The following is a 23,542-nucleotide window of genomic DNA, read 5'->3' on the forward strand; positions in this document are numbered from 1 at the left end:
TTTCACTTTATCTTCTTTAAAAAACCTTTTGGATTAAATGATATGAAAAACTTATGCTTAGATTCATCGATTATGAAATTGTTGTTTGTAGCTAAAAACTCTTCAACCGCTTCCATTGGGCCAGGCCCCCAATCGGGAAGAAGCGGATTTCCATTAATAGATGTATCTTCTACAATCATATAACTTCCAGTAGTGACGATAGATTTATATAGTAAAAGTTCTTTGGATACATGCTCTTTACTATGATCAGAATCTAAAATAACTAAAATCACATCATCAGGTTTGCGCATACTTACTATTGTTTGGATGGCCTGTACAGAAACAGAAGAAGCTGTTAAATACGTAATCCGATTATGTGATGGGCGATTTGGCTGCGGAGTTAGATCAATAGTAAGTACGTGACCTTTTCCAATTAAATCTAACATAGAAGCTAAATATAGTGCACTACCACCATGAAATGTCCCGCATTCAATAATTAAATCGGGCTTTAATTCATAAATGATTTCTTGATACAAAAAGAGATCAGAGGGAAGTTTACAAATTGGAACACCGAACCAGTGTGTATCTTTAAGCCACACAAGGCTGTCGTAATATTGGTTTAGAAATTCATTGCTTATATTATCCATTTTAAATTCTCCTTTCTATAAAGGATTCTCTCGTTTGACGTAAAGTATTTACGCATGAAAGTTGTACTATATACTATGTGGTAAGGAATTGTAAGGCGAGTGTTTTTACTTAAAAATAAGCCAAATAACTCATGTGAAAATGAAAGGAAATGATTGTATGTACAAGTACACAATTTGTTTCATTAGAAAAGGAAATAAAATACTCTTATTGAATAGAAATAAAAAGCCGAATATGGGAATGTGGAATGGTGTTGGTGGAAAAATTGAAGATAATGAAACGCCATATGAAGGAATAATTAGAGAAACGCTTGAGGAAACAGGCATAGATCTTCCAAGTGTAACGTATAAAGGGAATGTCGTTTTTAAAAGTAAGGACGAGTCTCAGGGGCGTGAAGGAATGTATGTATTCCTTGCTGATCTGCCAGATGGAGTACATATGGACACGCCATTAAGTACGGCGGAAGGATTATTAGAATGGAAAGAAATTGATTGGATATTAAATAAGGATAATAGAGGTGTAGTTAGCAATTTACCAAAATACTTACCAATAGTATTAACAGAAGAAAATAAGTTAGAGCATATATTCACATATGATAACGGGAATATTATTCATTACACAACTTCATTTTTGACAGATGATAATGCGAACAAACGATATGTAAAAAAAACTCTTTCATACTCAAGTTAATAAAATATTTCAAAGAGCAATCAGCATTTTTATGTTGATTGCTCTCATTATATATGTGAGGTGATGATATGTTCCAGAAATGCAATTCATTGACCATAATCGTCATATGTACGATGTTCCTTTTTGTAGCCTGTTCTAAAAGTGATACAGAACTTAAAGACATTCAAAAAGCAGATTACCTCGTATCCTATTCAAATGCCATGAAAGCCGGTAGTTACATATATGCATATGATAAGAAAGGAAATACGATTAGTAAAATGGAAGTAGATGGTCAAAGTATGATGAGCAATGCAAAAGATGAAAAGGGATACTACTTTTCATCAAATAGAAATAACAATCATTATGCAATTGATAAGACTGGTAAGATGCAAGAAATCAGTAGACCGAAACAATTACAAGATGTAAACGCAGGGGCATATTTTATACATGCAGAACAAGGATATGTATATTATGATGTGAATATTGGATTGGTAGACGAAAAGAAGGGATATACAAGTGAACTTGTATATTGGAAAGAGAGTGACAAAAGGCAAGAGAGTGACAAAAGGCAAGAGAGTGACAAAAGGCAAGAGAGTGACAAAAGGCAAGAGAGTGTAGAACTAAAGGGAACGATTCAAGGTGCGCATATTATTGAGAATCATATATATGCATTTTCACAAACGCTAGATAAAGTATATATTTCAGAAATAGATTTGGTCACAAATAAAAAAACAAACGAATTTGAAATTCCTAATGAAAATGTGTATTTTGCACCAACTCCTCAAAAAGTAATTTTTCAAAAGTATAAAGATAAACTAATACTCGCATTAAGTGATAATGTAAATCAAAAGCTGCCTTCTAAATTAATGATGATAAACCCGAAAACTAAAGTAGTAGAAAAAGAAACGGTATTAGATGACAAGCAATTCATACCTGTTTTAGTGCAGGTGATTGAAGATAAGGTGTATATTTTAAATAATGATGAAAAAGTGAAAGAGCTAGATGAGAACTTGAACATCATACGTACATATTCATTACAAAGTGACAAAAATACAAAAATCACTAGAGAGGATAAAGGGATTTCTGATATACAAGTACATGGTAATAAGTTATACATCTTATACAAAGATATGAATCCAAAGAGTAAAAAGAAACAATTGGTAGCTGAGATTGAAGGATATGATTTGTTAACAGGGGCTAGTATTGAAAAAACTACTTTACAATTAGAGAGGAAATGGGATGATATTACCTTTCTTGTATTAAAAGAGTAAAAAAATGATTTGAAGGGGGTAACTCAAATTATGACATTCAAAAACGAGGAAGAACTAAATAAAGCTTTCGAGGCGGCCAAAGCGAGTCTAGAAATAGAAGGCATGACTGTTACAAAGGAAATGGAAAAAATTATAAAAGAAAAGGTATCCGGAAAGATAACGCACGAGCAACTTATTACATTAGCTGATGTGATTGCAAGACGTGGACGTACTTAACAATCTAGAAACCACCACAAAATTTTTAAAAATAAACGGGGAAAAGAGATGGTAGATCCATCTCTTTTTCATATGCTCCATGATTAACTGCGAATCGCCTTAATCAGAAAACGATGTTGCGTCACATCAAAATACCCTTTTTGTAAGATGACTTTATGTATACGATATAATTCCTCATAATACCTTTCGACAGTAAAATCAGGAATTTGCCACGGAATTGCTTTTAAATAATAGACGATAGCACCAATGTCGTAAAAGCGTTGGAAAGGAAACTCTTCTTTTGCTTCTAAAATAGTAAATCCATTTTCCTTTAACTCACTACATGCTGTTTCAAGAGAACAACTTGCAAATTCGTTATTTAGCGGTGCGTTAAACTGCTCATTTAGTTCCGCACAATCGAGACCACCAACTTGTTGTGTAAGAAATGTTCCATTAGGAGAAAGTATTCTATTTACCTCAGAAGCAGAATAGGATTCATGTTGATTCATAATGAAATCAAACTGTTCATCTTGAAATGGTAAAGCAGTATCATCAATTACTGCCACAACTGTAACCCCTAAAGATTCTAATTTCTTCCGAGCAATTGGCAAGTTTGGTGCATAACCCTCAGTCGCATAAATAGTTGGTGGGAACGGTTGTAACATAGATAAAAACTCTCCGCCGCCAGTACCCATATCGAGCATTGATTTAACACGTTGCATAAGCTGATAAGCAGTGCTACCGTACGACCATGATAAAGGCTCGCTCTTCATTCGACCCGTTTCTGAAATAAAAGAAAAATCCCAACCGCTAAAATTTGTATTAGCACTTTCTAATAAAGTTAAAAATAATGGATCACGTTTCATAATTGTATCCTCCTATTTTGTAAGTAAATGATATGGTGAGAAAAGAAAAAAGGAGGACCTCTTATGAAAGGGGAACGGTTTTACGTTTCGTGTTCGAATAGATTCATATAAATTCGCTCCTTGTAAGAATGGTTATTTATATATTCGGGATAAGTAAGTGAAAGTCCTTTGAATTTGTGAGGGAAGGTTATGCTCTTCAATAATTGGGCCATTAAATGAAATAGTGCAATACGTATTGATTACATGAATTTTAACATTTTTGAATTTTCTTGAATTATCCTCTTGAACCTCTAGTTACTTTAGGTTTTATAATGAATTTATATTTTTAATAGGGGGATTTACATGAATACGGATAAAAAGTTTTCTATTGGAGAATTCTCGAAAAAAACGGGCATACCAATTCCTACTTTGCATTACTATGATGAAATTGGATTGTTACAACCAGAAAAGAATCCTTCTTCAGGGCACCGCATTTACAAGTATCAAGATATTATAACCTTACAAAAAATTCTGAGTTTAAAATTTCTAGGCTATAGTCTAGATAAAGTCGCTAATTTGTTACACGAATCAAGTTTTGGTGTTGATTTGAATGAAAGTTTGTCTCTCCATTTGCAAGTGTTAGAAAGAGAAAAAGAACAAATTGAGCAATCAATGCAAGCAATGAAAAGACTAATGAAGTTAGTCGAAGAGGAATGTGAAATAGATAGTACAGTATTATTTAGTCTTATTTACGGTATGAATACAGAACATACACATAAAGAATGGATGAAACGTCATGAGTTAACGAATATCGTGGAAGAATTATCAAAGAAACGAGAAGAAGATAAAATTGCTTTGGATCAAACGTTTATTCAATTGTCTAAAAAGGTTAAGCAATTATATGGTAAACCAGTCGAGGATTTGAAAGTACAAGAGATGGTAAAGGAATATATAGAAGAGTCTTTTTCATTTCTTAGTGAAGATTTGATACAAAAATTAGCTAATACTAGTGTGGAAGAACTGGATATGCAAGAACTTGAAAATATGATACCTTCGCCTTTCACAGAAGATGAACAAAAATGGCTTAATGAAGCGATGGAATATTATATGAAGCAAGTAGAAATGGAATAGGGATAGATTTTATGAGCAATGGTAGGTGGTTTAGCTTTATCGAAATAATGCTATAGACCTTTCATTGAAGAAGTGGAATGTTGGAAAAATACGTTTGTTATTGCTGTATTTAAAAGAAAGAAATGCGTATGCTTTATTTTTGAAGCATACGCGTTTTTGTTTAAAATACTCAAAAACAAAAATCTTTTGGTAAAGTACCATTTTTAATCACCGTTCGTAACCCATGTTTTATAATCCAAGGATTAACTGGATGCTGTTTATCACGTAATTGCTGCAACCATTGAAAAACGAGTTCTTTATCTTCTTTCGTAATATCGTTAATATGATTGGCTACAGATTTTTGAACATATTTAGAAGGGTCATTCATTAAAGGCTCAAGAAGCTGTAAATTGTACTGAAAGTCACCTTTCAGAGCTCCTATTTTTTTAGCCCAAGGAAGTCTAGGTCTCGTACCTTCAGAAACTAATCTTCTAATGTGACTGTTTTCATCATGAATCCACTTTTGTAATATGTTTAGTGTGTCTTCATGGTATGTTTGAAGAAAAGGCCGAATGGCATATTCAGCAGTATTCCTTTTCGTTATTTCATACATGGCGTTGAATGAGGTTTCAAAATCGTTAAGCCCATATTTTTCAACGTATTTTGCAATAGGCATGTACATATATCCGTTTGTAAATGTGCCTACTTCTGTTGTATTTTCTGGTCCTAATGTTTTCAGTAATATATGTATTGCTTCAATAAAATCTTTTTGTAAAGCATTGTGTAATTCATCTGCCAATACTTCAATACGCTGCTTTAACTCTAAATTTTCAACTTTACATGTTACGGAAGACACAAAGTTTCTTTTAGAGAAAGTAGGATCGTGTTTATAAATAGAATCAGCCATTTTTTCTGCTAATTCTTCGTTAAATAAAAATTTTAGCGGAACATATTTACCCATTTTTTCACCTCAGTGGTCAGTTGAAAACAAGTTTTATTTTTTAATCGACAATCCATAAACTAAAGTCTCACTCGGAGTCGTAATACTAAAACCTGTCGTTTTATAATCAAGCTTCACCGTATCACCAGTGTAGTCTTTCGTAAATGAATCCATTTGCAAGATAAGGTCTGCATCTTCATATACAACATCATTTGCAACATATGTATCCCAAATTAAATCGACATCAACGAAAATACTACAAGAGTTTGTCATTGTCCCTCTAATGCGAATGATTTTTTTATCTTCACGTTCTAATCTATGTATAGCTGCTATTGCTTCATCAGTAATGCGAATGTTCATTGTATCCCAACCTTTATTTATATTTCCTTTATTATTGCAAAAACAGGGGCAATAGGGAAGCAAAGAGGTTTGCAATAAAAAACGAGCAAACAAATTTGTTTGCTCGTTTCACTTTATTTTAGTTCACATTTATCAAGTGGAATGACTTTTGTTTTTTTCGTAAATTTGTATCCTAACCAAAGTACTAAGAAGAGTGGTAAACCGATGTAAGAAACGAGTACGCCGTTCCAATCGATTGATTCGCCCATAAATGCGCCGTAGTTTTGACCTAAAATTACGATGACGCAAAGTGCAAATGCGAAGATTGGTCCGAATGGGAACCATTTTGCTCTATAAGGTAAGTCATTTAAATCTTTTCCTTGTGCGATATATGCTTTACGGAAACGATAATGACTAATTGCAATGCCGACCCAAGCGATAAAACCAGACATTCCTGATGCATTTAATAACCAAATGTATACAACACCGTCACCGAATAAAGAAGCAATGAAAGCGATACTACCGACAATCGATGTTACGATTAATGCGTTAACAGGTACGCCGCGGCTATCTAATTTACCAAGAAACTTCGGTGCTTTCCCTTGGCGAGCTAAATCCCAAAGCATACGAGTTGAAGCATACATACCAGAGTTACCAGCAGACAGTACTGCTGTTAAAATAACAGCGTTCATAACAGAAGCAGCAAAGGCAACGCCCGCTTTTTCAAAAATAAGTGTAAATGGACTTACTGTTACATCACTTGCAGCAAGGCTTTCAGTTGTATAAGGAATTAATAAACCGATAACGAGAATCGCAAGGATATAGAATAAAAGAATACGCCAAAAGATCGAACGAATTGCTTTCGGAATATTACGCTCTGGATCAGATGTTTCACCAGCAGCTACACCTAATAATTCAGTACCTTGGAATGAGAAGCCAGCTGCCATAAATACACCGATAATTGCCATGATGCCGCCATTAAATGGTGCATCTGCAACAGTGAAGTTTTTGAAGCCAACAGTTTCGCCACCCATAATTCCGAAAATCATCATAAACCCGACAATTAAAAAGATAATAATTGTAGCTACTTTAATAAGTGCGAACCAATATTCAGATTCACCAAATCCTTTAACAGATAAGTAGTTTAAAAGGAAAATAATAGCTAAACATAATCCGCTCCAAATGAGGGAAGGAGTATCTGGAAACCAAAATTTCATAATTAATGTTACAGCCGCTAGTTCAGCAGCGATAGTAATTGCCCAGTTATACCAATAGTTCCATCCAAGGGCAAAACCAAGTGATGGATCAACAAATTTTGTTGCGTACGTGCTAAAAGATCCAGTAACAGGCATGTAAGCTGCGAGTTCAGCTAAGCTTGTCATTAAAAAGTAAACCATAATTCCAATTGCGGCGTATGCAATTAATGCACCGCCAGGTCCAGCTGAATGGATGACACCACCGCTGGCAAGAAATAGTCCGGTACCAATTGTACCGCCGAGAGAAATCATCGTAAGGTGCCTTGATTTTAGACCGCGTCTTAATTCACCTTTTCCTTTTGTAGCTTCTGTTTTAGAGGTAGCTTGATTCGTTGCGCTATTCATGTTCAACACTCCTTTTCTTGTAAGATAGGAAGGAGCGGGGGAGAAAAATACAAAAAACCGCCAAAGGAATTTGGCGGAACGTTTCACAAATAACCACCCCATCATACCCTTCCGTTAAGATAGCACCCCACGTTTACACGGTAATTTTGTAAACGTGACAGTTCTGTTCCTTTCGGAGACAGCCCCAGCTCATATTTCCAGAGAAGAAATATAAACTTCGGCAACTTTTCCTTTCAAACGGAGTCTTAGACATTCTCTGTATCTCGTCCGTTTTACTCTTAAAAGTCGCAACCTCTACCTCATCGGATTGATGAGGATTTATATATTGCTAAGATTTTTAATATATGGCAATTGTAATGAGTTTCTGAATATATTGCAAGATATTTTGTAGGAAAAAATCAAAAAATATCGGTTATTGTATAGGAAACGCTTGCAAAACTCCACCCGAACCTACTATTATGTAACAATAAGCAAAGAAAAAATTGTTATACAAATGTTTCGCAAAAAATATTGAAAAACCCTTCAAAAATTAAAAGAAAATTCAGAAAATATAATTCGACATTCATAATCAGGTCATATTTTTTGATATAATTAGAGTAACGTGTAAGCAAAAAAGGGGAAATCAAAATGAAATTAGAAACAGAAAGGCTCTATATAGTGCCGTGTACAGAAGAGAGTATTCACGTTGCTAACGAGCAAGGATATAATAGTGGCCCACATATTGTAGGGCATGTAGAAAATGTAAAACAAAATAAGGATGTATTACCTTGGGGCGCGTGGTATGTCATTCGAAAAGAAGATGACATCGTTCTAGGAGATATAGGGTTTAAAGGGAAGCCAAATGAGGAACATATAGTAGAAGTTGGTTACGGATTTATTGAGAAATATTGGAATAAAGGGTATGCGACAGAAGCTGTACGAGAACTAATAGATTGGGCTTTTCAGACAGGAGAGGTAGAAACGATTATTGCAGAGACGCTCCTTGATAATTATGGTTCGATTCGTGTGTTAGAGAAGTTACATATGAAAAGAGTAGATGCGACAGAAACAATGATGAATTGGAAAATAGAAAAAAACCGCTCGAAGTAAGTTGAGCGGTTTTTTAGTAATTAAGGTAGCATCTGTTTTTGATCATTCGGATATTGGGCTGTTGATGTGTTAGAACGATTGGAATGATTACGAACAGCAATGAAAATAGAAATAATAACGACAAGACCAACTGCGACGTAAGAAAGTGAGATAATAGTTGGATCTACTTTAAAAGTAGTAAGTAGTGTACGTATATTCGTAAAGATAATAAGACCACCAACTAATACGCCAAGTAAATGAGATGGTACGATGCGTACTAGCCATGCAGCAATTGGAGCTGCGACAATACCACCAAGCATTAACGCAAATACCCAAACCCAGCTTACTTGTTCCCAGCCAAGTGAGATGAAGAAGCCAATTGTTGCAGCTAATGAAACAGGAAATTCACTCGTATCTACAGATCCAATAACTTTTCTCGCTTCATTTCCTCTTGCTAGAAGAACAGGTGTCGTAATCGGTCCCCAGCCACCGCCACCAGTTGAATCAACGAATCCAGCGAATAAGCCAAGCGGCACAAGTTGTTTAGCTGACATACGTTTATTTGAAGTAACAATCTGTTTTTGAATAATGAATCGTAATAAAATATAAACTCCTAAAGTAAATAAAAATAAGGAAATGTACGGTTTAATGACATCGCCAGGTAAATTACTTAAAAAACATGCCCCAACAAATGCACCAATTGCTCCTGGTAATGTAAGCCTGGAAACGGTGTATTTATCAACGTTCCCAAATTTGAGGTGAGATGCACCAGAAGCGGCGGTTGTAACAACTTCAGCTAAATGAACAGATGCGGAAGCGACCGCTGGTGCGATACCAAACATTAGTAAAAGTGAGGTAGACGTTACCCCGTACGCCATTCCAAGCGCTCCATCGATTAATTGAGCGAAAAATCCAATAATAGCAAAGACAATTAATTTCTGCATAAATAATCCCCCTGTAATAGTAAATGAAAAAGGCACTTTTCCCGTGTGAGAAAAGTGCCTTTGGTTTTTCCAATCAGCAATATTGAAATTTGTTTCATTATAATACATATTAATCGTATAAATCAACTAGGTTTTAAAGTTTTTTGAATTGAATGAAAGAAAAATAAAATATACAATAAAAGGATGGAGAGAAAGGGGAGAAAGACATGTTACGATTTGATCATCTCGTACACGCAGTGAACTGTACACCGGAGGAAGCGGCAAAACAAATGCAGGCACTTGGATTTCATACGGCACTAGGCGGAGAGCATACTACTTGGGGTACTTGGAATAGTTTATGTTATTTTGATTTATCTTATATAGAATTTTTAGCAGTTCAACATAAAGAAAAAGCGAAAGAAGCAGGAAATCCGTTAGTACAAGAAACGGTAGTGAAATTACAAGATGGCGAAGGGATGCTACAAATCGCAATTCGAACAGATGCCATTGAAGAATTAGCAGATAAGTTTTGTAAATACGGTTTACAAACAATAGGACCATTTGAAGGGAAACGTATGAGAAAAGATGGCCGCCTTTTAGAATGGAAAATGTTATTTGTAAAGCAAGATAAGAACGGACCGAAATTACCTTTCTTTATACAGTGGAATGAAACAGATGAAGAAAGAAGAAAAGATTTACGTAACATTGGCACGATTACTGAACATAAAAACAAAGTACAACAAATTGAAACAATCCATTACGCAGTAAAAAATGTTCGAGAAACAGTACGGAAATGGAAAGCAGTCATGGAGCTAACTGCAACTCCAGTCATGAAAAATGAAGAATGGAATGCGGAGTGTCAAAGTGTATCGTTTGGTGACATTCAAGTACAGTTTTGTGAACCAATTGGGAAAGGGCTAGTACTACAATATTTGAAGAATCATGGCGAATATCCATTTGCAGTAGAATTTAAAGGGGAAAATAAACGAGAGTATGAAGTGTTAGGTAGTCTGTACATATATTGATAGAGGTGAACGCTTTGGAAGAAATACTTAGAGAGATAGAGAGAAAACTAGAATGGCCTCGTATTGTAAAGTGTACAGCTATTTCAAAAGGTTTTTCACATGAAGAGAAATATAAAATAAAATTAGAAAATAGAGTAACATATTTTGTAAAAGTATGTGATGCTGTACATTTTGAACGTAAACAAGAAGAATATACGTATATGAAACAATTAGAGTTATTACATATTCCAACGCCGAAGTTAATTCATTTCATAAAACTTGAGGAATTAAATAAATGTGTTCAAGTATTTGAATGGGTCCAAGGTGTAAATGGTGAAGAAGGTTTAACGAAGCTATCGGTGGAAGAACAGTATTATGCAGGAAGAAAAGCAGGGGAAGTATTAAAGAGGATTCACTCAATTGAAAAAGAAAGTGCAAGTAATAAATGGGAAATGATTCGATGGAATAAGTATGAAAGATACGTAGAAGCGTTAGCAAACTATAAAATAGACTTCCTTGATTTGAAGCCAGTTTTAAGATTTGTAGAGGAGCATAGACAATTATTGAAAAATCGTCCAATCATCTTTTTACACGATGACTTCCATCCAGCAAATACTATGATTCATAATAAGGAATTTATCGTTATCGATTTTGGTGGATATGATTTTGGCGATCCGATACACGATTTTTATAACGTAGCGATTTTTACTATAAGAATAAGCAAACCATTTGCGGTTGGACAAGTTCACGGTTATTGCGGAGGCGAACCGTCACTTCATTTTTGGAAACTGTACTCATTATATGCAGCAATGACATTCCCAGCGGATATCGTATGGACAAACCGAAGCACGCCCCATTTAGTAGATGATATGAAGGAAAGATTAAACGGAATTTTAGATGATCATAATCAATTTTCATCCTATATTCCAAAATGGTACCAATCAAGTGAATTTAATAAATAAAGGAGGAATACATATGGACAAAATTGCGGTAATTTCAGATATACATGGTAATATTCCAGCTTTAGAATCTGTACTGCAAGATATTAAATTGAGAGGAATCGAACGCATAATTTGCCTTGGAGATTTAGTCGGAAAAGGCCCTCATTCTAGTGAAGCAATTGAAATCATTCGTAAAGAATGTGAAGTAGTCGTAATGGGAAACTGGGATGATTTTATAACAAAACCGACTGAATTTGAAGCGTTAAAATGGCATCAAAAACAATTATCAGAAGAACAAAATGACTATTTAAGAAGCTTACCATTTTCGATCGAATTTTTTATGAGCGGAAAACTCATTCGTATGTTCCACGCCTCACCTAGAAGTTTATATGAAAGAATTCAACCACACGCTTCAAGAGAAGAACGTATTAGTATGTTCGAAAATAGTGATCTCACAGAGAATATAGAAGGGGAAAGAAAACCAGATGTCGTTTGCTACGGTGATGTTCACCAAGCATTCGTTCAAAATTTCAGAGGCAAAACGTTATGTAACGCTGGTAGCGTAGGAAATCCGCTTGAAATTACACAAGCTTCTTATTTAATATTCGAAGGGATTTACAATGAAAAAGAAGCAGCAAGTTTTTCCGTCCAACTTGTACGTGTACCGTACGATATTGAATTAGCTATAAGGCTGGCAGAAGAGCTCGATATGCCAGAAATTGAAGAATACAAACAAGAATTACGGACTGCTTTATATCGAGGGTTTAAGGGGAAGTAAGCTAATCAAAATATATCAACGATTTTTCAAATATATCTATCGTAACTTAAAATATATCAACGATTTTTTCGATTTATCGACGATTCGACATAGGATATCGACTTACCGACAAATAGTGACATAAAAGTTAATTATAATTTTGTTATGTAAACTAAATGAAGGGGGAAATATCATGAACCGAAAACAACGTATAAATGAAATTGCTAATCATATTTTAATGTTAAATTTAACGTATCCAACAAAAGTTGGAGTAAGCGGTATTACAGCATCAGGAAAAACAACATTTGCAAACGAATTAGCGGAAGAAATAAAAAAGCGAGGGTTACCAGTAACGCGCGCTAGCATTGACGATTTTCATAACCCAAAAGTGATTCGTTATACACAAGGTAAAGAATCTGCAAGAGGGTATTATGAAGACGCACACGATTATACAGCTTTCAAAGAAAGACTATTAAAACCTTTAGGACCTAATGGGAATTTACAGTATGAAACGATCTCTCATAATTTAAAAACGGATATTCTTGTACATAATGAGCCGTTAATGGCTCAACCCAATATGGTACTCATAGTAGATGGAACATTTCTATTAAAAAAAGACGTTGAGCATTTATTTGATTACAAAATTTTTGTAGATACAGATTTTGAGATTGCGAGAAAACGTGGTGTAAAGCGCGAGACTGAAGCTTTTGGAGGTTATGAAGAAGCAGAGAAGATGTTTTTGAGCAGGTATCATGCGGCCTGTAAGATGTATATAGATGAGCATAATCCGAAAGAGTGTGCGGATGTTGTATTTCGGAATAGTGATTTAGCAAATCCAGAAGTTATATTTCAAGAGCGAATGTAATACACAATCAAAAGTATATGTATAGCCTTTTATTAATAGTTATAATTCTCGTATAATTATATTAGCTTTAGAAAGTGAAAAACGGGGGATAAGGCAATAAGAAACGCAAAAAGGGGAGAAAAAATAGAATGAATGAAGTATTAGAACTAAAAGAAGAACTACTACAAATTAAAAATAATAATTATGCTGTACCAGAAGACGTAGATGCATATCCATATGCACAGTGGATGCTAGATTATATCGGATCACCTGATGCTGAATTACGTGATGATTTAATTTATAGTACGCTTCACACATGGATTACAAATGATGTATTTAGACAAAAAGAATTACGGGGATTAATGCTACAAGCAATTAGTCCTGATTATTTATTTTATAAAATTGGTGAAAAGGGAACAGACTCTGTTTTTAAACGTGCGTTCTCTGTTTTAATTCCACCACTTATTTTATCTGTTCATGAAAGAGAACCGTTGCTATCTGAAGAACAACTGTACAGTGTAGCAGAACAAGTGCTGGAATATGTATATTTAGAAGAAGATGTAAGAGGTTATGTAGAAGGAAAAGGATGGGCACACTCTACTGCGCATGCAGCGGATGCGCTCGATGCGTTAGCTCGTACCATACAAAATCGTGAGTTTTCATATGCGATTCTTGCAGCTGTTCGTCAGAAAGTTCGCCTAAATGACTATGTTTACATACACTTTGAGGATGAGAGATTAGTAACGCCAATTATGTCGTTACGTAATCAAAATCTTTTAACAGAAGAAGAGTGGAGCAACTGGTTACATAGTATAGCAATCGTTGAAGACATCCCGCATCCTCAGCATGATATTTTGGTGCAAAATATTAGAGCTTTCTTAAGAAGTTTATATTTTAGAGTTTTAGAGACAGAGGGTAGCACAGCCTTTACAGATGATATATTGGAGACTTTGAGGGGTTTGTGTAGGTATTAAAAAAGAGAATTATAAAAAAAGAATAAGAGTAAAAACCGATTATACTTGTAGGTCCTCTACAAAAATAATCGGTTTTTTAGTTGAATTGAAATTTTAGACTTAACCATACACAAGCTTATATATAATAATAAATGTATTAAATATGTAATTCCGGATGTTCTTCATATAAACTATTCACATACTGTTTTATATTCTTGATGAATAATAGAATCTCTTCACTAGGCATTCTAGCATGTTGAAGATGAAAAATATTTCTTTTTCCAATTTTAAAATCATCTGAAGCTAAAGTAATAGGGATATTTCTAAAGATATGCCAGGGGTAATATAAGTGTACAAAGGTTTCTCTAAAATATATACCTGATTGACAAATTAATACTCCATCAGATCCTTCCCCATGTTCCCAAGGACAGATGTATCTAAAAAAGCAATGATTTGTTCTTCTATTGGAATGATGAATCGTGCCTCAATTGCTTTTAACTTTTTGTCTGAAATATGAGTTTCTACAAATAATCCATTATCAGGTTCTAATAATTCATTATGCGTCTCAAACAAAGAGCAGATTGATTTTATCTCATTAATTTTTATAGCTGGATGTATATCATTTTGCTTTGAATTTTGGAATGAATTCGTAAGAGCCATAAGTAATTCTTTAAATAATAGTGGTGGATAATCACTTCCGTTAATATTGAAGCTTTTTTGTGCATCAAAAGATAAAAAACCATCTTTATCAATTTCGATTTGTCGCACTTCATTTAATTGATCCCATTGCATATTTCCTTTACCTAATAACCAATTTTTCCAGTATAAACCTGAACTTGTAAAGTAAACACCATATTTTCCAGATCCAAATAAATTACAACTTAAAAAAGCAATAATTTGGTCATCCGTCGGTATAGAAAAGCGTTTTCGGGCAATTGATAAGAAATCTTTAGGGATTCTAGTAACATAAAACCTAGATTGCTGATACTCTAAACAAATATCAGTTAAACGATTAATATCTATATTCACCTTAATCATTCTCCGTTTCATATTTCTATTCTATATAATAAATTATAATATTTTCAGGAAAATATAAACACTTAAATTTAGCTTAAATAGACAAGGAAGGATTCTAAAATAAATTTGAATTATTTATGTGGAGTAGTATCGTCTTGTTAAGTTAATAAAAAGCACATAAAACCACTACCTCCCAACCATACTAATAAAATGTGTTGGAGGTGAGTTTAATGGACAAAAAAGATTTTGAAAAAGTGTATAATGATTATTTACATCAAGGAGAAGAGCAAGCTCAATTTGAAGTAGACCATGAAGTTAATACAGGAGCAGAACAAATTGTTGCCGTTCGTAAAAATGATGATGGGGATTTAATAGCGTTTAAAACAAGTAGCGGAAGAGAGTTAGATTATATGACTGCTCTTAATGAAGCCAAATCAGGGAAATTAGCTCATGTGGATGTATTTCATAAGTATGGCAGAGATATTATACGTAGCGAACCGGATGGAATAAAAGAAAATAACTTAGATAATTTACCTTCATTTTAAACGGGTAAACCTGAAGAAGAGAATGTTCATTTGGATATTCTCTTCTTTTCTTTCTCTACAAATAGACGGTTCATTTCTACAGTGCGATCATACTTTTAAAGAGCGCTCTAAATTTCTCTTTATCTTCTGCTGTAAATGGTTTCGGTCCTTTTGTACGCTTACCGCTTTTTCGAACCATTGCACTTAAATATCGTGTTTGTAATAGTTGTTCAATGTTTTCATTTGTGTACTTATATCCTTTATGGTGTAGCACAATACAGCCTTTTGCTAAAGCAAGCGAAGCAAGACCGTAATCTTGTGTTACGATTAAATCTTCTTTTTGGGCTAACTGCATAATCCGGTAATCCGCAGCATCTGCTCCAGAATCAACATAAATTGTTTCCACACCTTTTGGCTGCTCTGCATTAGAATAATGAGAAAAGCTTGTAACGAGGGTAACAGGAATTTCTGCCTTCGTTGCTTCAAAAATAATTACATCTTTTACAGGGCAAGCATCTGCATCAACATAGATTTTCATTGGTATCACTCCTATAACTAGGTTCGTGTTGATGATAATGGTAGATTTAGGTTTTGTCAAACGAGGATTTGTATCTAAAGTTACTTTTCACAAACCAAAATAGCCTCACGCAAGCGAGAAATCCCTTCCTCAATTTGATCAATATCCACTTTTCCATAAGATAAACGTATATAACCATCTTTCGCGCCGAAAATACTCCCCGGCATAAAGGCTATTTCTTGTTTTAAGCTTTGCATAATGAGTTGTTTTTCGTTTATCGGTTCTTTTAATTTCCCCCATATGTATATACCACCGGTCGGATTTGAAAAAGAGATTTTATCGTGAAGTTGCTCGTTTAGAGCACGGACGATAACGTTTCTTTTTTCTGCTAGTTGTTTTCGTAACGGTACGATATGAGACTGAAATGGTACGGTTTCGAAAAATTGCTGCATAAGCCACTGCGGGAAAATGCTCATACCTAATTCCATTTGGTGCCTTGCGTCGGATAACCTTTCTACTACCGATTGCGGGGCAACAAGCCAGCCGACTCGTAAACCTGGTGCAATCATTTTAGATAAAGAATGTACATAAATGACAGTTCCGTTTTCATCAATTGATTTTAAGGTAGGGCAAGGTTGTTTCTTTTCTAGCGTAAGTAAACTAGATGGATCATCTTCCACAATCGCAATTCGTAAGTCTGCACAAAGTGATAATAGTTTTTTTCTACGGTTTGGATGCAGCATTGTGCCCGTAGGATTTTGGAAATTTGGATTTAAAAAGATCATTTTAATACGATGCTTTCTATATAGCTCTTGCACATCATCCGGATTAATACCGTGTTCATCGACAGGTAATGGGAAAATACGAATACCTGCTGATTGGAATAACGGTAAGGAATAACAGTGTGATGGACTTTCGAAAGCGACAGCATCACCTGGGGTTAATAAACATTGTACGATAAGGTGAAGTGCTTGCTGTGCGCCAGATGTAATCATAATCGATTGTTCAGTCGCTTCAACTTTTAAATATTCTTTCATATATTTTACTACCGCTTGTCTTAGCGGGAGGTACCCTTGCGGATGATCGTAACTTAATGAGTGCGTTAACGGTTGTTCTCGTAAAATTGTTTGTAGTTGATCGTGAGGATAGAGGTTACAACCGAGTTCTCCGTTTGCAAAATCTATAATATTTTCATTTTGTTGTACTTCTGCCCGAATATGGCGAAGTAACGGTAAGTTTGGTAAAAATGTACCACCTTCTACGAAATTTCTCCAGTTCGGCGTTAATGTCGGAGAAACGCCCCACATATGTGTACTCACGCGTGTTCCTTTACCAGTCGTACTTTCTACAATTCCCATAGCACGTAATTCATTATAAGCAGTAGTAACTGTACTTCGATTTACATTTAACTGCGTAGCTAATTTTCGTTCGGAAGGTAGGAAGCTTCCTGGAGGTAGTTCTCCGTATGTAATACGTTTCTCAATAAAGTCAACAACTTGCTGATAAATAGGGATTTTACTGTCACTATCTAGTTTCCATTCCATAAAAAAACGCCTCCGTATCTCTTATATACATCCAGTATAGCAAATTGGCTGGGTAAAAAAACAGCCAATTGGACGGTGTTATATCCAGCCAATTTTACTATGCTAAATATGGAAGGGGAGATTCGGATGAAACGATGGCAAATGGAATGGCTCCTAGTATCAGTAGCGTTAGTATGGGGAGCAAATTATACAATTGGAAAGTATGGCGTGGCATTTATGTCATCCATTCAATTTAATAGTTTACGATTTTTAGTAGCATCACCGGTATTATTACTTATTACATTTTTAATGGAACGCTCATTACGCATTGAAAGAAAAGATTGGCTACGATTAGTAGCAGTCGGTATCGTTGGTACGACAATGTATCAAACGATGTTTATGCTATCTGTGAAATATACTTCAGCAACGAACGCCTCATTATTAATTGCGATGTCACCTATATTTACAGGGATATTAGCAGTATTGCACAAACAAGAACGCTTTTCGATGAAAGTACAAATAGGTTCAATAGTAGCCTTTATTGGTGCCGCATTCGTTTTATTAACAGGCCATACAGGAGGAGCTACTTACGAGTATGCATGGCTCGGAAATATAATTGGATTAGTCGCAGCAATTGCGTGGGGATGGTATCCAATATTAGCACAACCTCTTATTACAAAATACTCCGCAATGAGAGTCACATCTTGGTCTACTTTAATTGGAATTGTACCTCTCGTTATATATTGTTTATTCAACGTAAACACATTAACGTGGCCAGTAGACATGCTAAGCTGGGGGTCTCTAGCATATTCAATCGTCTTCGCGACAATCTTCGGACTTGCGATGTGGTATGTCGGTATTAGTCAAATAGGCTCAACGAAAGTAATGGTATATATGTATCTTGTACCGTTGTTCGCAGTTATTTTTGCGGCAGTAACAATAGGGGAGCAAATCAATATGATGCAACTGGTTGGCGGACTTATTATCTTTGTGGGTCTATATGTTGTAAAAAAAGGTGGAATCAAAAAGCCAGCTCTCAATTTGAAAAAGGTAAGCTAACAGTAAAAAGGATCTCTTTCATATAGAAGGAGATCCTTTTGGTTTTTGTAATAAAAGCGCTTGTTCAACAGCCCATTTTTGATGATCATGAATGAGAAGCTCTACAGCAAGTAAAGGAGACATCCACCGCAAAACATGATCTTCCTCACAGTTTTCAGTTTGTGTCTGCACCATGTTCGCAATATAAAAGAACCCATCGTTTAAATAATAAGTATCTTCTTTTTCCGCATAAAAATATCGCATTGCATTACCGATATATTGATTAATTTCAATTGCCCATCCTAATTCCTCTAGTAGTTCACGATGTAAGCATTCATCTTTTGTTTCGGTACCTTCCATACCGCCACCAGGTAAAAAATAACGGTCTCCTTTTTGGATAATAGCAATGTTTGAAGAAGTTGAGTTAAAAATAATTGCATAACAACTAGGCCGTAATACATATTGCTCAGTAGACTTTTTATAGCCAAAAGTAAGTTTAGATATCATAAAACACGTCACCTCTCTATAAAATACATAAAATGGATAATAAGGTAAAAATGGAATTGTATAAGTATAATCTTACGAGATTGGAGTGATAACAAAATGATAAATCGAAAGTGTTCGCGCTGTAAAGAAATAACAGGTACATTGCACGGTGGTAAAAAAATTAAGGAAGAATTTTTATGTGAAGACTGTTTGCAAAAAGGAATTGCGAGTGGGGAAATCGAATTATCACAAGTGGAAGAAAAACAAACTTCATATCTTTCTATAAAAATATTAAAAATAATGAGTGTGATTTATTTAATAGGATCAATTTTAATGGCTTTTTCAACTGGTCCATTTATACATAATCTTGGGTTTGATGAAATATCTATTTCGGGATCGGAATTAGGTTTAATAAGTATTGTTATGTTAGGTTCTATATTTCAGTCAGTTCTTGTATTTTGCGGGATATGGGTATTTATCCTTTTAGTAGAAACAGTCATTAAAATTTATGAAAAAATGAAGTGAGTGAGAGGGAGAAACGTATGCGAGTAAGAAACATCCAAGGGGAAGATTATGTAAAGATTCATTCTGTTTTAAATGATTGGTGGGGCGGGAGAGACATGGCTGCTATGTTGCCAAAATTATTTTTCGTTCATTTTCAAGAATCAAGTTTTATCATTGAAGAAGATGGCGAAACGTTAGGTTTCTTATGCGGATTCTTTTCGCAAACGCATAAAGAGGAAGCGTACGTTCATTTTATCGGGGTAAATCCGAAGTATAGAAGAAGAGGAATCGCATCGACATTGTATTCTTATTTCTTTGATGTCGCTCGTGCAAATAACCGTAAAGTTGTAAAAGCAATCACATCACCAGTTAATAAAAAATCGATACAGTTTCATAGGGAGATTGGCTTTCAAATTGAGGCTGGGGATGATGAAGTAGAGGGTGTATCGGTACATACAAATTATGATGGGAACGGCGGTAGTAGAGTTTTATTTTTGAAACATGTGTAAAAGTAGGCTAGCGAAAAGTTAGCCTTTTTGTTGTGAGGAGATAACAAGTATGGAGAATAAACAAAGTAGAAATGAGTATGTAAGACGCATACATAAGGTTCAAGATTATATAGAATCCAACATCGATAGTTCACTATCTATTGAAGAGCTAGCCGATGTAGCAGGATTTTCTAAATATCATTTTCATCGGACTTTTAAAGGAATAGTAGACGAGCCGTTATCCCGGTATGTGAATCGCTTGAAGTTAGAAAGGGCAACGAACCTTCTTACATATCGATTGGATATGACGATTACGGATATCGCTTACCATTTTGGTTTTACAGATTCAGCAGTTTTCTCTCGGACATTTAAAAATTATTACGGTGTAAGTCCGTCTCAATATCGAAACCATAATAGCAAGAATTGCAAAGACGTAAGAAGAACTTCTCAATACAATGAATGTAAGAAGGTTCGAGGAAATGTTGAAATTGTAACAGCGGACGATATAAACGTCGCATACATAAGACATATCGGTACATATAGGGAGTTAACTATAGCTTTTCCAAAAATGATAGAGAAATTATTTCATTACGCAGCTAAGCAAAACTATCATGTATTTGAGGATACGAAAGTATTAACCATTTACCACGATCATCATGAATTTACTGAGGACTATCATTTAAGAACAAGTTTATGTATAACAATTCCGGATGCGTCCGCAGTAGAAGCGAGTGATATTGGAATAATGCTAATACCTTCTGGAAAGTATGCAGTAGGGCATTTTGAAATATTCCAAGATGAATATAAAGGAGCATGGGATTTTATATACGGTGAATGGCTACCAAATAGCGGATATAAACCGAGAGATGCGTATCCTTTTGAAATGTATAAAAATGACCCAAGGCAGCACCCAGAAAATAAACATATAGTTGATATATATGTACCCATCGAACCTTTTTAATTATAGGTTAAAGGGGAAGGAATAATGAAAACTGCTGAAAAGTTAGATCAGATTATAAAAGAAGAATATGAAAATATGAATGGTATGTTAGTAGCGCAGAAAGGTAATATTATTTTTGAAAACTATTATAACGGGCATGGTCCAGATGATGCATTTCATGTAGCGTCAGTTACAAAAACGATAATCTCTGCGCTAATTGGGATATGTATAGATAAGGGCTATATAAAAAGCGTTGATCAAAAAGTAATAGAGTTTTTTCCTGAATATAAACGTAAGGCATCTGAAATAACAGTGCGACACCTACTTACAATGACAGCTCCATATCCTTTTGTAGACTGGCAGGAACCGTTAGAAGAATTATGTACACAACCAGACTGGGTACAGTATACACTTCATAGAATTGGGAACGGCGGAGAGATTGGATCTTTTAAATATTCATCTGCAGGAGCGCATGTACTATCAGCAATTATCACGAGTACAACAGGAAAAAGTGCGCGTGAATTTGCGAATGAACAGCTATTTCGGCCACTCGGTATGAGAGAAATTCCAAACTACAATATGAAAGCATTTGGATTCGATGACTTATTCGGAAAAGATGTAAAGGGATGGGTTCATGATCCAAACGGTATTTCAACGGGCGGATGGGGACTAACGTTAACAATTAAGGATATGGATAAGTTTGGAAGTTTGTATTTAAACGAAGGTACTCATAATGGAAAACAAATTCTATCAACATCATGGATAAAAGAATCAACAGAAATGAACACAAATCAATATGGTTACTTATGGTGGTTACGAGAAGAAGATGGAATCTTTTCATACTGTGCTATGGGTGACGGTGGGAATGTGATTTGTTGTATTCCTAAGAAGGATTTGGTTGTAGTAATTGCTTCTGAAGTTATGCCAAATGCACGGGATAGATGGGAATTAATTGTGAAATATATTCTTCCTTACATACAAAACAATTAAATTTAAGATATAAGGCGGTATGAGATTTCATACCGCCTTTATATATGGCATTTTACATGAAAGGGAGATGGGAAAATAACTTAATGTCATTAAGTTAACCGAAAAATAAATATAGTGTAAAAAATGTTAAGGTTTTGATTTATTTATTTTAACCTTTATTTTTCTATGTATAATGAAGCCGCATACTAAAAACATTTTAAAGAAAGGGGCGAATTAAAAGTTAATGTGCATTTCTTGATGGTTTAAGGAAATAGAATAATATTTTAAGTTTTTTTGATAAGTACAGCGTTTATATGGAATTTGTCAAAAAGGGTATTTACCTTTTTGACGTTTGGAGGGTATATGAATCTAATATTAAAAGAAATAGCAGTGAACAGAAAAATATTCATTATGTTATTTATCGGATTTACTTTAACAATTCTGCCCATACTTATAGCGATGTCGATTCGAGATTATTACGATGAAAAATTTTATGAGTACAAAAATGGTTATTTTAAATATTACTATACTGTTCAGCTTACTAGCTTTGGGGAATTGGATTTCAAAGCAATTCAAGAGGTAACAGGAACTAGTTTTAAGAACTCAAGTGTTATTACAAATAATATGAGAATGGGAATCCCCGGCATAGGTGAAGTAACGATGGTTGGTCTTATAAATAAAAATTGGTCTCCGCCTTTAATAAAAGGTTCTCGTATGGAAGATGGGGAAGAAAATAGTGTAATTGCCGGAAAGAGAATTTATAAAGAATCTGAAACAATAAAACTGTTTAGTAGAGAATATAGAGTTAAAGGCGTGAGCGCTGCGAATACTGGATACGCATATAATTCCAATGTTTTTGTCGGCTTAAGTGACATGCCTGATGAGATAAAACGACGTATACAAAATGAAAATACATTTGAAATGATAGTAAGGTCTAACGAAAATCCTAAACAAGAAATAGATACATTTATTCGGTATATTAAGCAAAATAGAATTGATACGAATGTGAAAGTGATAAATGAAAAGGAGAATTATGAGAACGAAAAAAGCTCGAATAAAGCTATGAGAGCACAACTTACTCTTCCGTACAATCTACTTTTTATTGCTGTAATGAACTGTATAATTGCGAGTTATTTTTGGATTTACACGAAGAAGAAGAGTATTTCCTTAAGGAAAACGTTGGGAGCAAGCAATTTGAATTTATTTGTATTCATATTTAGCCAATTATTCATATGCGCAATCGTTGCAGCTATTTGTGCGATATGTATGCAATGGATTTTAAGTACAATGAATAAAAGCATAGTGCATGTAATGGGTTTTACTATTCATATAGATGTTTTTAAAGTTGTGATGAGTGTAGTAATTTCCTTGTTTATTTCGTTCATCACCGCTGTAATACCATTTTTCAAAATACTTAAAATTGAACCTGCTAAAGCGTTAAAGGAGTAAATA

Annotated in this window: 26 protein-coding genes, 1 pseudogene and 1 riboswitch; of the genes and pseudogenes, 17 read left to right on the forward strand and 10 right to left on the reverse strand. The window is 34.6% G+C overall.

Annotated features, from left to right (window positions below; all coding sequences use genetic code 11):
• Window positions 1-2: 2 nt before the first annotated feature.
• On the reverse strand, window positions 3-626 hold the full coding sequence (locus MR147_RS04800) for a cephalosporin hydroxylase family protein (RefSeq protein ID WP_080493756.1): 624 nt from the start codon (window positions 624-626) through the stop codon (window positions 3-5).
• 157 nt (window positions 627-783) lie between these two features.
• On the opposite strand from MR147_RS04800, the gene MR147_RS04805 reads away from it, so the two are divergent.
• From MR147_RS04805 to MR147_RS04815, 3 genes are all read left to right on the forward strand, one after another.
• On the forward strand, window positions 784-1,314 hold the full coding sequence (locus MR147_RS04805; RefSeq protein WP_074609502.1) for an NUDIX hydrolase: 531 nt from the start codon (window positions 784-786) through the stop codon (window positions 1,312-1,314).
• A gap of 68 nt (window positions 1,315-1,382) precedes the next feature.
• On the forward strand, window positions 1,383-2,564 hold the full coding sequence (locus MR147_RS04810) for a hypothetical protein (protein ID WP_242303714.1): 1,182 nt from the start codon (window positions 1,383-1,385) through the stop codon (window positions 2,562-2,564).
• A 30-nt stretch (window positions 2,565-2,594) separates the two neighbouring features.
• On the forward strand, window positions 2,595-2,780 hold the full coding sequence (locus MR147_RS04815; protein ID WP_000143190.1) for an antitoxin VbhA family protein: 186 nt from the start codon (window positions 2,595-2,597) through the stop codon (window positions 2,778-2,780).
• A gap of 83 nt (window positions 2,781-2,863) precedes the next feature.
• Here the strand turns inward: MR147_RS04815 and MR147_RS04820 are convergent, their stop codons facing one another.
• Window positions 2,864-3,625: a class I SAM-dependent methyltransferase gene (locus MR147_RS04820; RefSeq protein WP_242303715.1), complete on the reverse strand. Its 762-nt coding sequence runs from the start codon at window positions 3,623-3,625 to the stop codon at window positions 2,864-2,866.
• A gap of 342 nt (window positions 3,626-3,967) precedes the next feature.
• Here MR147_RS04820 and MR147_RS04825 point away from each other — a divergent pair, with 342 nt between their 5' ends.
• Window positions 3,968-4,735, forward strand: a complete 768-nt coding sequence (locus MR147_RS04825; RefSeq protein WP_242303716.1) for a MerR family transcriptional regulator — start codon at window positions 3,968-3,970, stop codon at window positions 4,733-4,735.
• A 169-nt stretch (window positions 4,736-4,904) separates the two neighbouring features.
• Here MR147_RS04825 and MR147_RS04830 read toward each other — a convergent pair whose 3' ends face one another.
• The 3 genes from MR147_RS04830 to MR147_RS04840 all read right to left on the reverse strand — a co-directional run bounded on the left by MR147_RS04830 (window position 4,905) and on the right by MR147_RS04840 (window position 7,594).
• Complete coding sequence (locus MR147_RS04830) at window positions 4,905-5,675, reverse strand: DNA alkylation repair protein (protein WP_242303717.1); 771 nt, start codon at window positions 5,673-5,675, stop codon at window positions 4,905-4,907.
• 33 nt (window positions 5,676-5,708) lie between these two features.
• Window positions 5,709-6,014, reverse strand: a complete 306-nt coding sequence (locus MR147_RS04835; protein ID WP_242303718.1) for an iron-sulfur cluster biosynthesis family protein — start codon at window positions 6,012-6,014, stop codon at window positions 5,709-5,711.
• Window positions 6,015-6,127: 113 nt separating this feature from the next.
• Window positions 6,128-7,594 (reverse strand): amino acid permease, encoded by a 1,467-nt coding sequence (locus MR147_RS04840; protein ID WP_001083374.1) that lies wholly within the window; start codon window positions 7,592-7,594, stop codon window positions 6,128-6,130.
• Between the two features lie 112 nt (window positions 7,595-7,706).
• Window positions 7,707-7,899, reverse strand: a riboswitch (Lysine riboswitch).
• A gap of 322 nt (window positions 7,900-8,221) precedes the next feature.
• Between MR147_RS04840 and MR147_RS04845 the strand changes: the two genes are divergently transcribed.
• Window positions 8,222-8,683, forward strand: coding sequence for a GNAT family N-acetyltransferase (locus MR147_RS04845; protein ID WP_087932021.1), 462 nt, complete (start codon window positions 8,222-8,224; stop codon window positions 8,681-8,683).
• A 20-nt stretch (window positions 8,684-8,703) separates the two neighbouring features.
• Here the strand turns inward: MR147_RS04845 and MR147_RS04850 are convergent, their stop codons facing one another.
• Entirely contained in the window at window positions 8,704-9,606 is a 903-nt protein-coding gene (locus MR147_RS04850) for a sulfite exporter TauE/SafE family protein (protein ID WP_074609512.1), read from the reverse strand.
• A 206-nt stretch (window positions 9,607-9,812) separates the two neighbouring features.
• On the opposite strand from MR147_RS04850, the gene MR147_RS04855 reads away from it, so the two are divergent.
• The 5 genes from MR147_RS04855 to MR147_RS04875 all read left to right on the forward strand — a co-directional run bounded on the left by MR147_RS04855 (window position 9,813) and on the right by MR147_RS04875 (window position 14,105).
• Window positions 9,813-10,610, forward strand: a complete 798-nt coding sequence (locus MR147_RS04855; protein ID WP_242303719.1) for a VOC family protein — start codon at window positions 9,813-9,815, stop codon at window positions 10,608-10,610.
• A 14-nt stretch (window positions 10,611-10,624) separates the two neighbouring features.
• Window positions 10,625-11,551, forward strand: a complete 927-nt coding sequence (locus tag MR147_RS04860; protein WP_242303720.1) for an aminoglycoside phosphotransferase family protein — start codon at window positions 10,625-10,627, stop codon at window positions 11,549-11,551.
• Window positions 11,552-11,564: 13 nt separating this feature from the next.
• The gene (locus tag MR147_RS04865) at window positions 11,565-12,308 is read left to right on the forward strand and encodes a metallophosphoesterase family protein (RefSeq protein WP_074609517.1); all 744 of its coding nucleotides are present in this window, start codon (window positions 11,565-11,567) and stop codon (window positions 12,306-12,308) included.
• A gap of 172 nt (window positions 12,309-12,480) precedes the next feature.
• Window positions 12,481-13,152, forward strand: a complete 672-nt coding sequence (locus MR147_RS04870) for a nucleoside/nucleotide kinase family protein (RefSeq protein WP_074609519.1) — start codon at window positions 12,481-12,483, stop codon at window positions 13,150-13,152.
• Between the two features lie 128 nt (window positions 13,153-13,280).
• Complete coding sequence (locus MR147_RS04875) at window positions 13,281-14,105, forward strand: DUF2785 domain-containing protein (protein ID WP_074609520.1); 825 nt, start codon at window positions 13,281-13,283, stop codon at window positions 14,103-14,105.
• 136 nt (window positions 14,106-14,241) lie between these two features.
• Here MR147_RS04875 and MR147_RS04880 read toward each other — a convergent pair.
• Window positions 14,242-15,122: pseudogene (locus MR147_RS04880) on the reverse strand (hypothetical protein).
• Window positions 15,123-15,331: 209 nt separating this feature from the next.
• On the opposite strand from MR147_RS04880, the gene MR147_RS04885 reads away from it, so the two are divergent.
• Window positions 15,332-15,646, forward strand: coding sequence for a DUF3892 domain-containing protein (locus MR147_RS04885; protein ID WP_000358170.1), 315 nt, complete (start codon window positions 15,332-15,334; stop codon window positions 15,644-15,646).
• Window positions 15,647-15,722: 76 nt separating this feature from the next.
• Here the strand turns inward: MR147_RS04885 and MR147_RS04890 are convergent, their stop codons facing one another.
• Complete coding sequence (locus tag MR147_RS04890; protein WP_000708756.1) at window positions 15,723-16,163, reverse strand: YaiI/YqxD family protein; 441 nt, start codon at window positions 16,161-16,163, stop codon at window positions 15,723-15,725.
• Between the two features lie 80 nt (window positions 16,164-16,243).
• Window positions 16,244-17,686 carry a MocR-like pyridoxine biosynthesis transcription factor PdxR gene (gene pdxR / locus MR147_RS04895; RefSeq protein ID WP_033693433.1) on the reverse strand — a complete coding sequence of 481 codons (1,443 nt, stop codon included), beginning with the start codon at window positions 17,684-17,686 and terminating at the stop codon, window positions 16,244-16,246.
• A 126-nt stretch (window positions 17,687-17,812) separates the two neighbouring features.
• Between pdxR and MR147_RS04900 the strand changes: the two genes are divergently transcribed.
• Window positions 17,813-18,724, forward strand: coding sequence for a DMT family transporter (locus MR147_RS04900; RefSeq protein ID WP_074608530.1), 912 nt, complete (start codon window positions 17,813-17,815; stop codon window positions 18,722-18,724).
• Window positions 18,725-18,742: 18 nt separating this feature from the next.
• Here MR147_RS04900 and MR147_RS04905 read toward each other — a convergent pair whose 3' ends face one another.
• A complete protein-coding gene (locus MR147_RS04905) occupies window positions 18,743-19,210 on the reverse strand; it encodes an NUDIX hydrolase (protein WP_074608529.1) in 468 nt (155 codons plus the stop codon).
• A 96-nt stretch (window positions 19,211-19,306) separates the two neighbouring features.
• Between MR147_RS04905 and MR147_RS04910 the strand changes: the two genes are divergently transcribed.
• The 5 genes from MR147_RS04910 (at window position 19,307) to MR147_RS04930 (ending at window position 23,539) form a co-directional block, all read left to right on the forward strand.
• Window positions 19,307-19,714 (forward strand): DUF3980 domain-containing protein, encoded by a 408-nt coding sequence (locus tag MR147_RS04910; RefSeq protein WP_042990604.1) that lies wholly within the window; start codon window positions 19,307-19,309, stop codon window positions 19,712-19,714.
• Window positions 19,715-19,731: 17 nt separating this feature from the next.
• Window positions 19,732-20,202, forward strand: coding sequence for a GNAT family N-acetyltransferase (locus MR147_RS04915; RefSeq protein WP_074608527.1), 471 nt, complete (start codon window positions 19,732-19,734; stop codon window positions 20,200-20,202).
• A gap of 49 nt (window positions 20,203-20,251) precedes the next feature.
• Window positions 20,252-21,142: an AraC family transcriptional regulator gene (locus MR147_RS04920; protein WP_242303721.1), complete on the forward strand. Its 891-nt coding sequence runs from the start codon at window positions 20,252-20,254 to the stop codon at window positions 21,140-21,142.
• Between the two features lie 24 nt (window positions 21,143-21,166).
• Window positions 21,167-22,111: a serine hydrolase domain-containing protein gene (locus MR147_RS04925; protein WP_074608524.1), complete on the forward strand. Its 945-nt coding sequence runs from the start codon at window positions 21,167-21,169 to the stop codon at window positions 22,109-22,111.
• Between the two features lie 342 nt (window positions 22,112-22,453).
• Window positions 22,454-23,539: an ABC transporter permease gene (locus MR147_RS04930; RefSeq protein WP_074608522.1), complete on the forward strand. Its 1,086-nt coding sequence runs from the start codon at window positions 22,454-22,456 to the stop codon at window positions 23,537-23,539.
• Window positions 23,540-23,542 lie beyond the last annotated feature (3 nt).

Origin of the sequence: Bacillus cereus group sp. BfR-BA-01350, from assembly GCF_022663775.1 — a bacterium.
Classification (GTDB): Bacteria; Bacillota; Bacilli; order Bacillales; family Bacillaceae_G; genus Bacillus_A; species Bacillus_A paranthracis.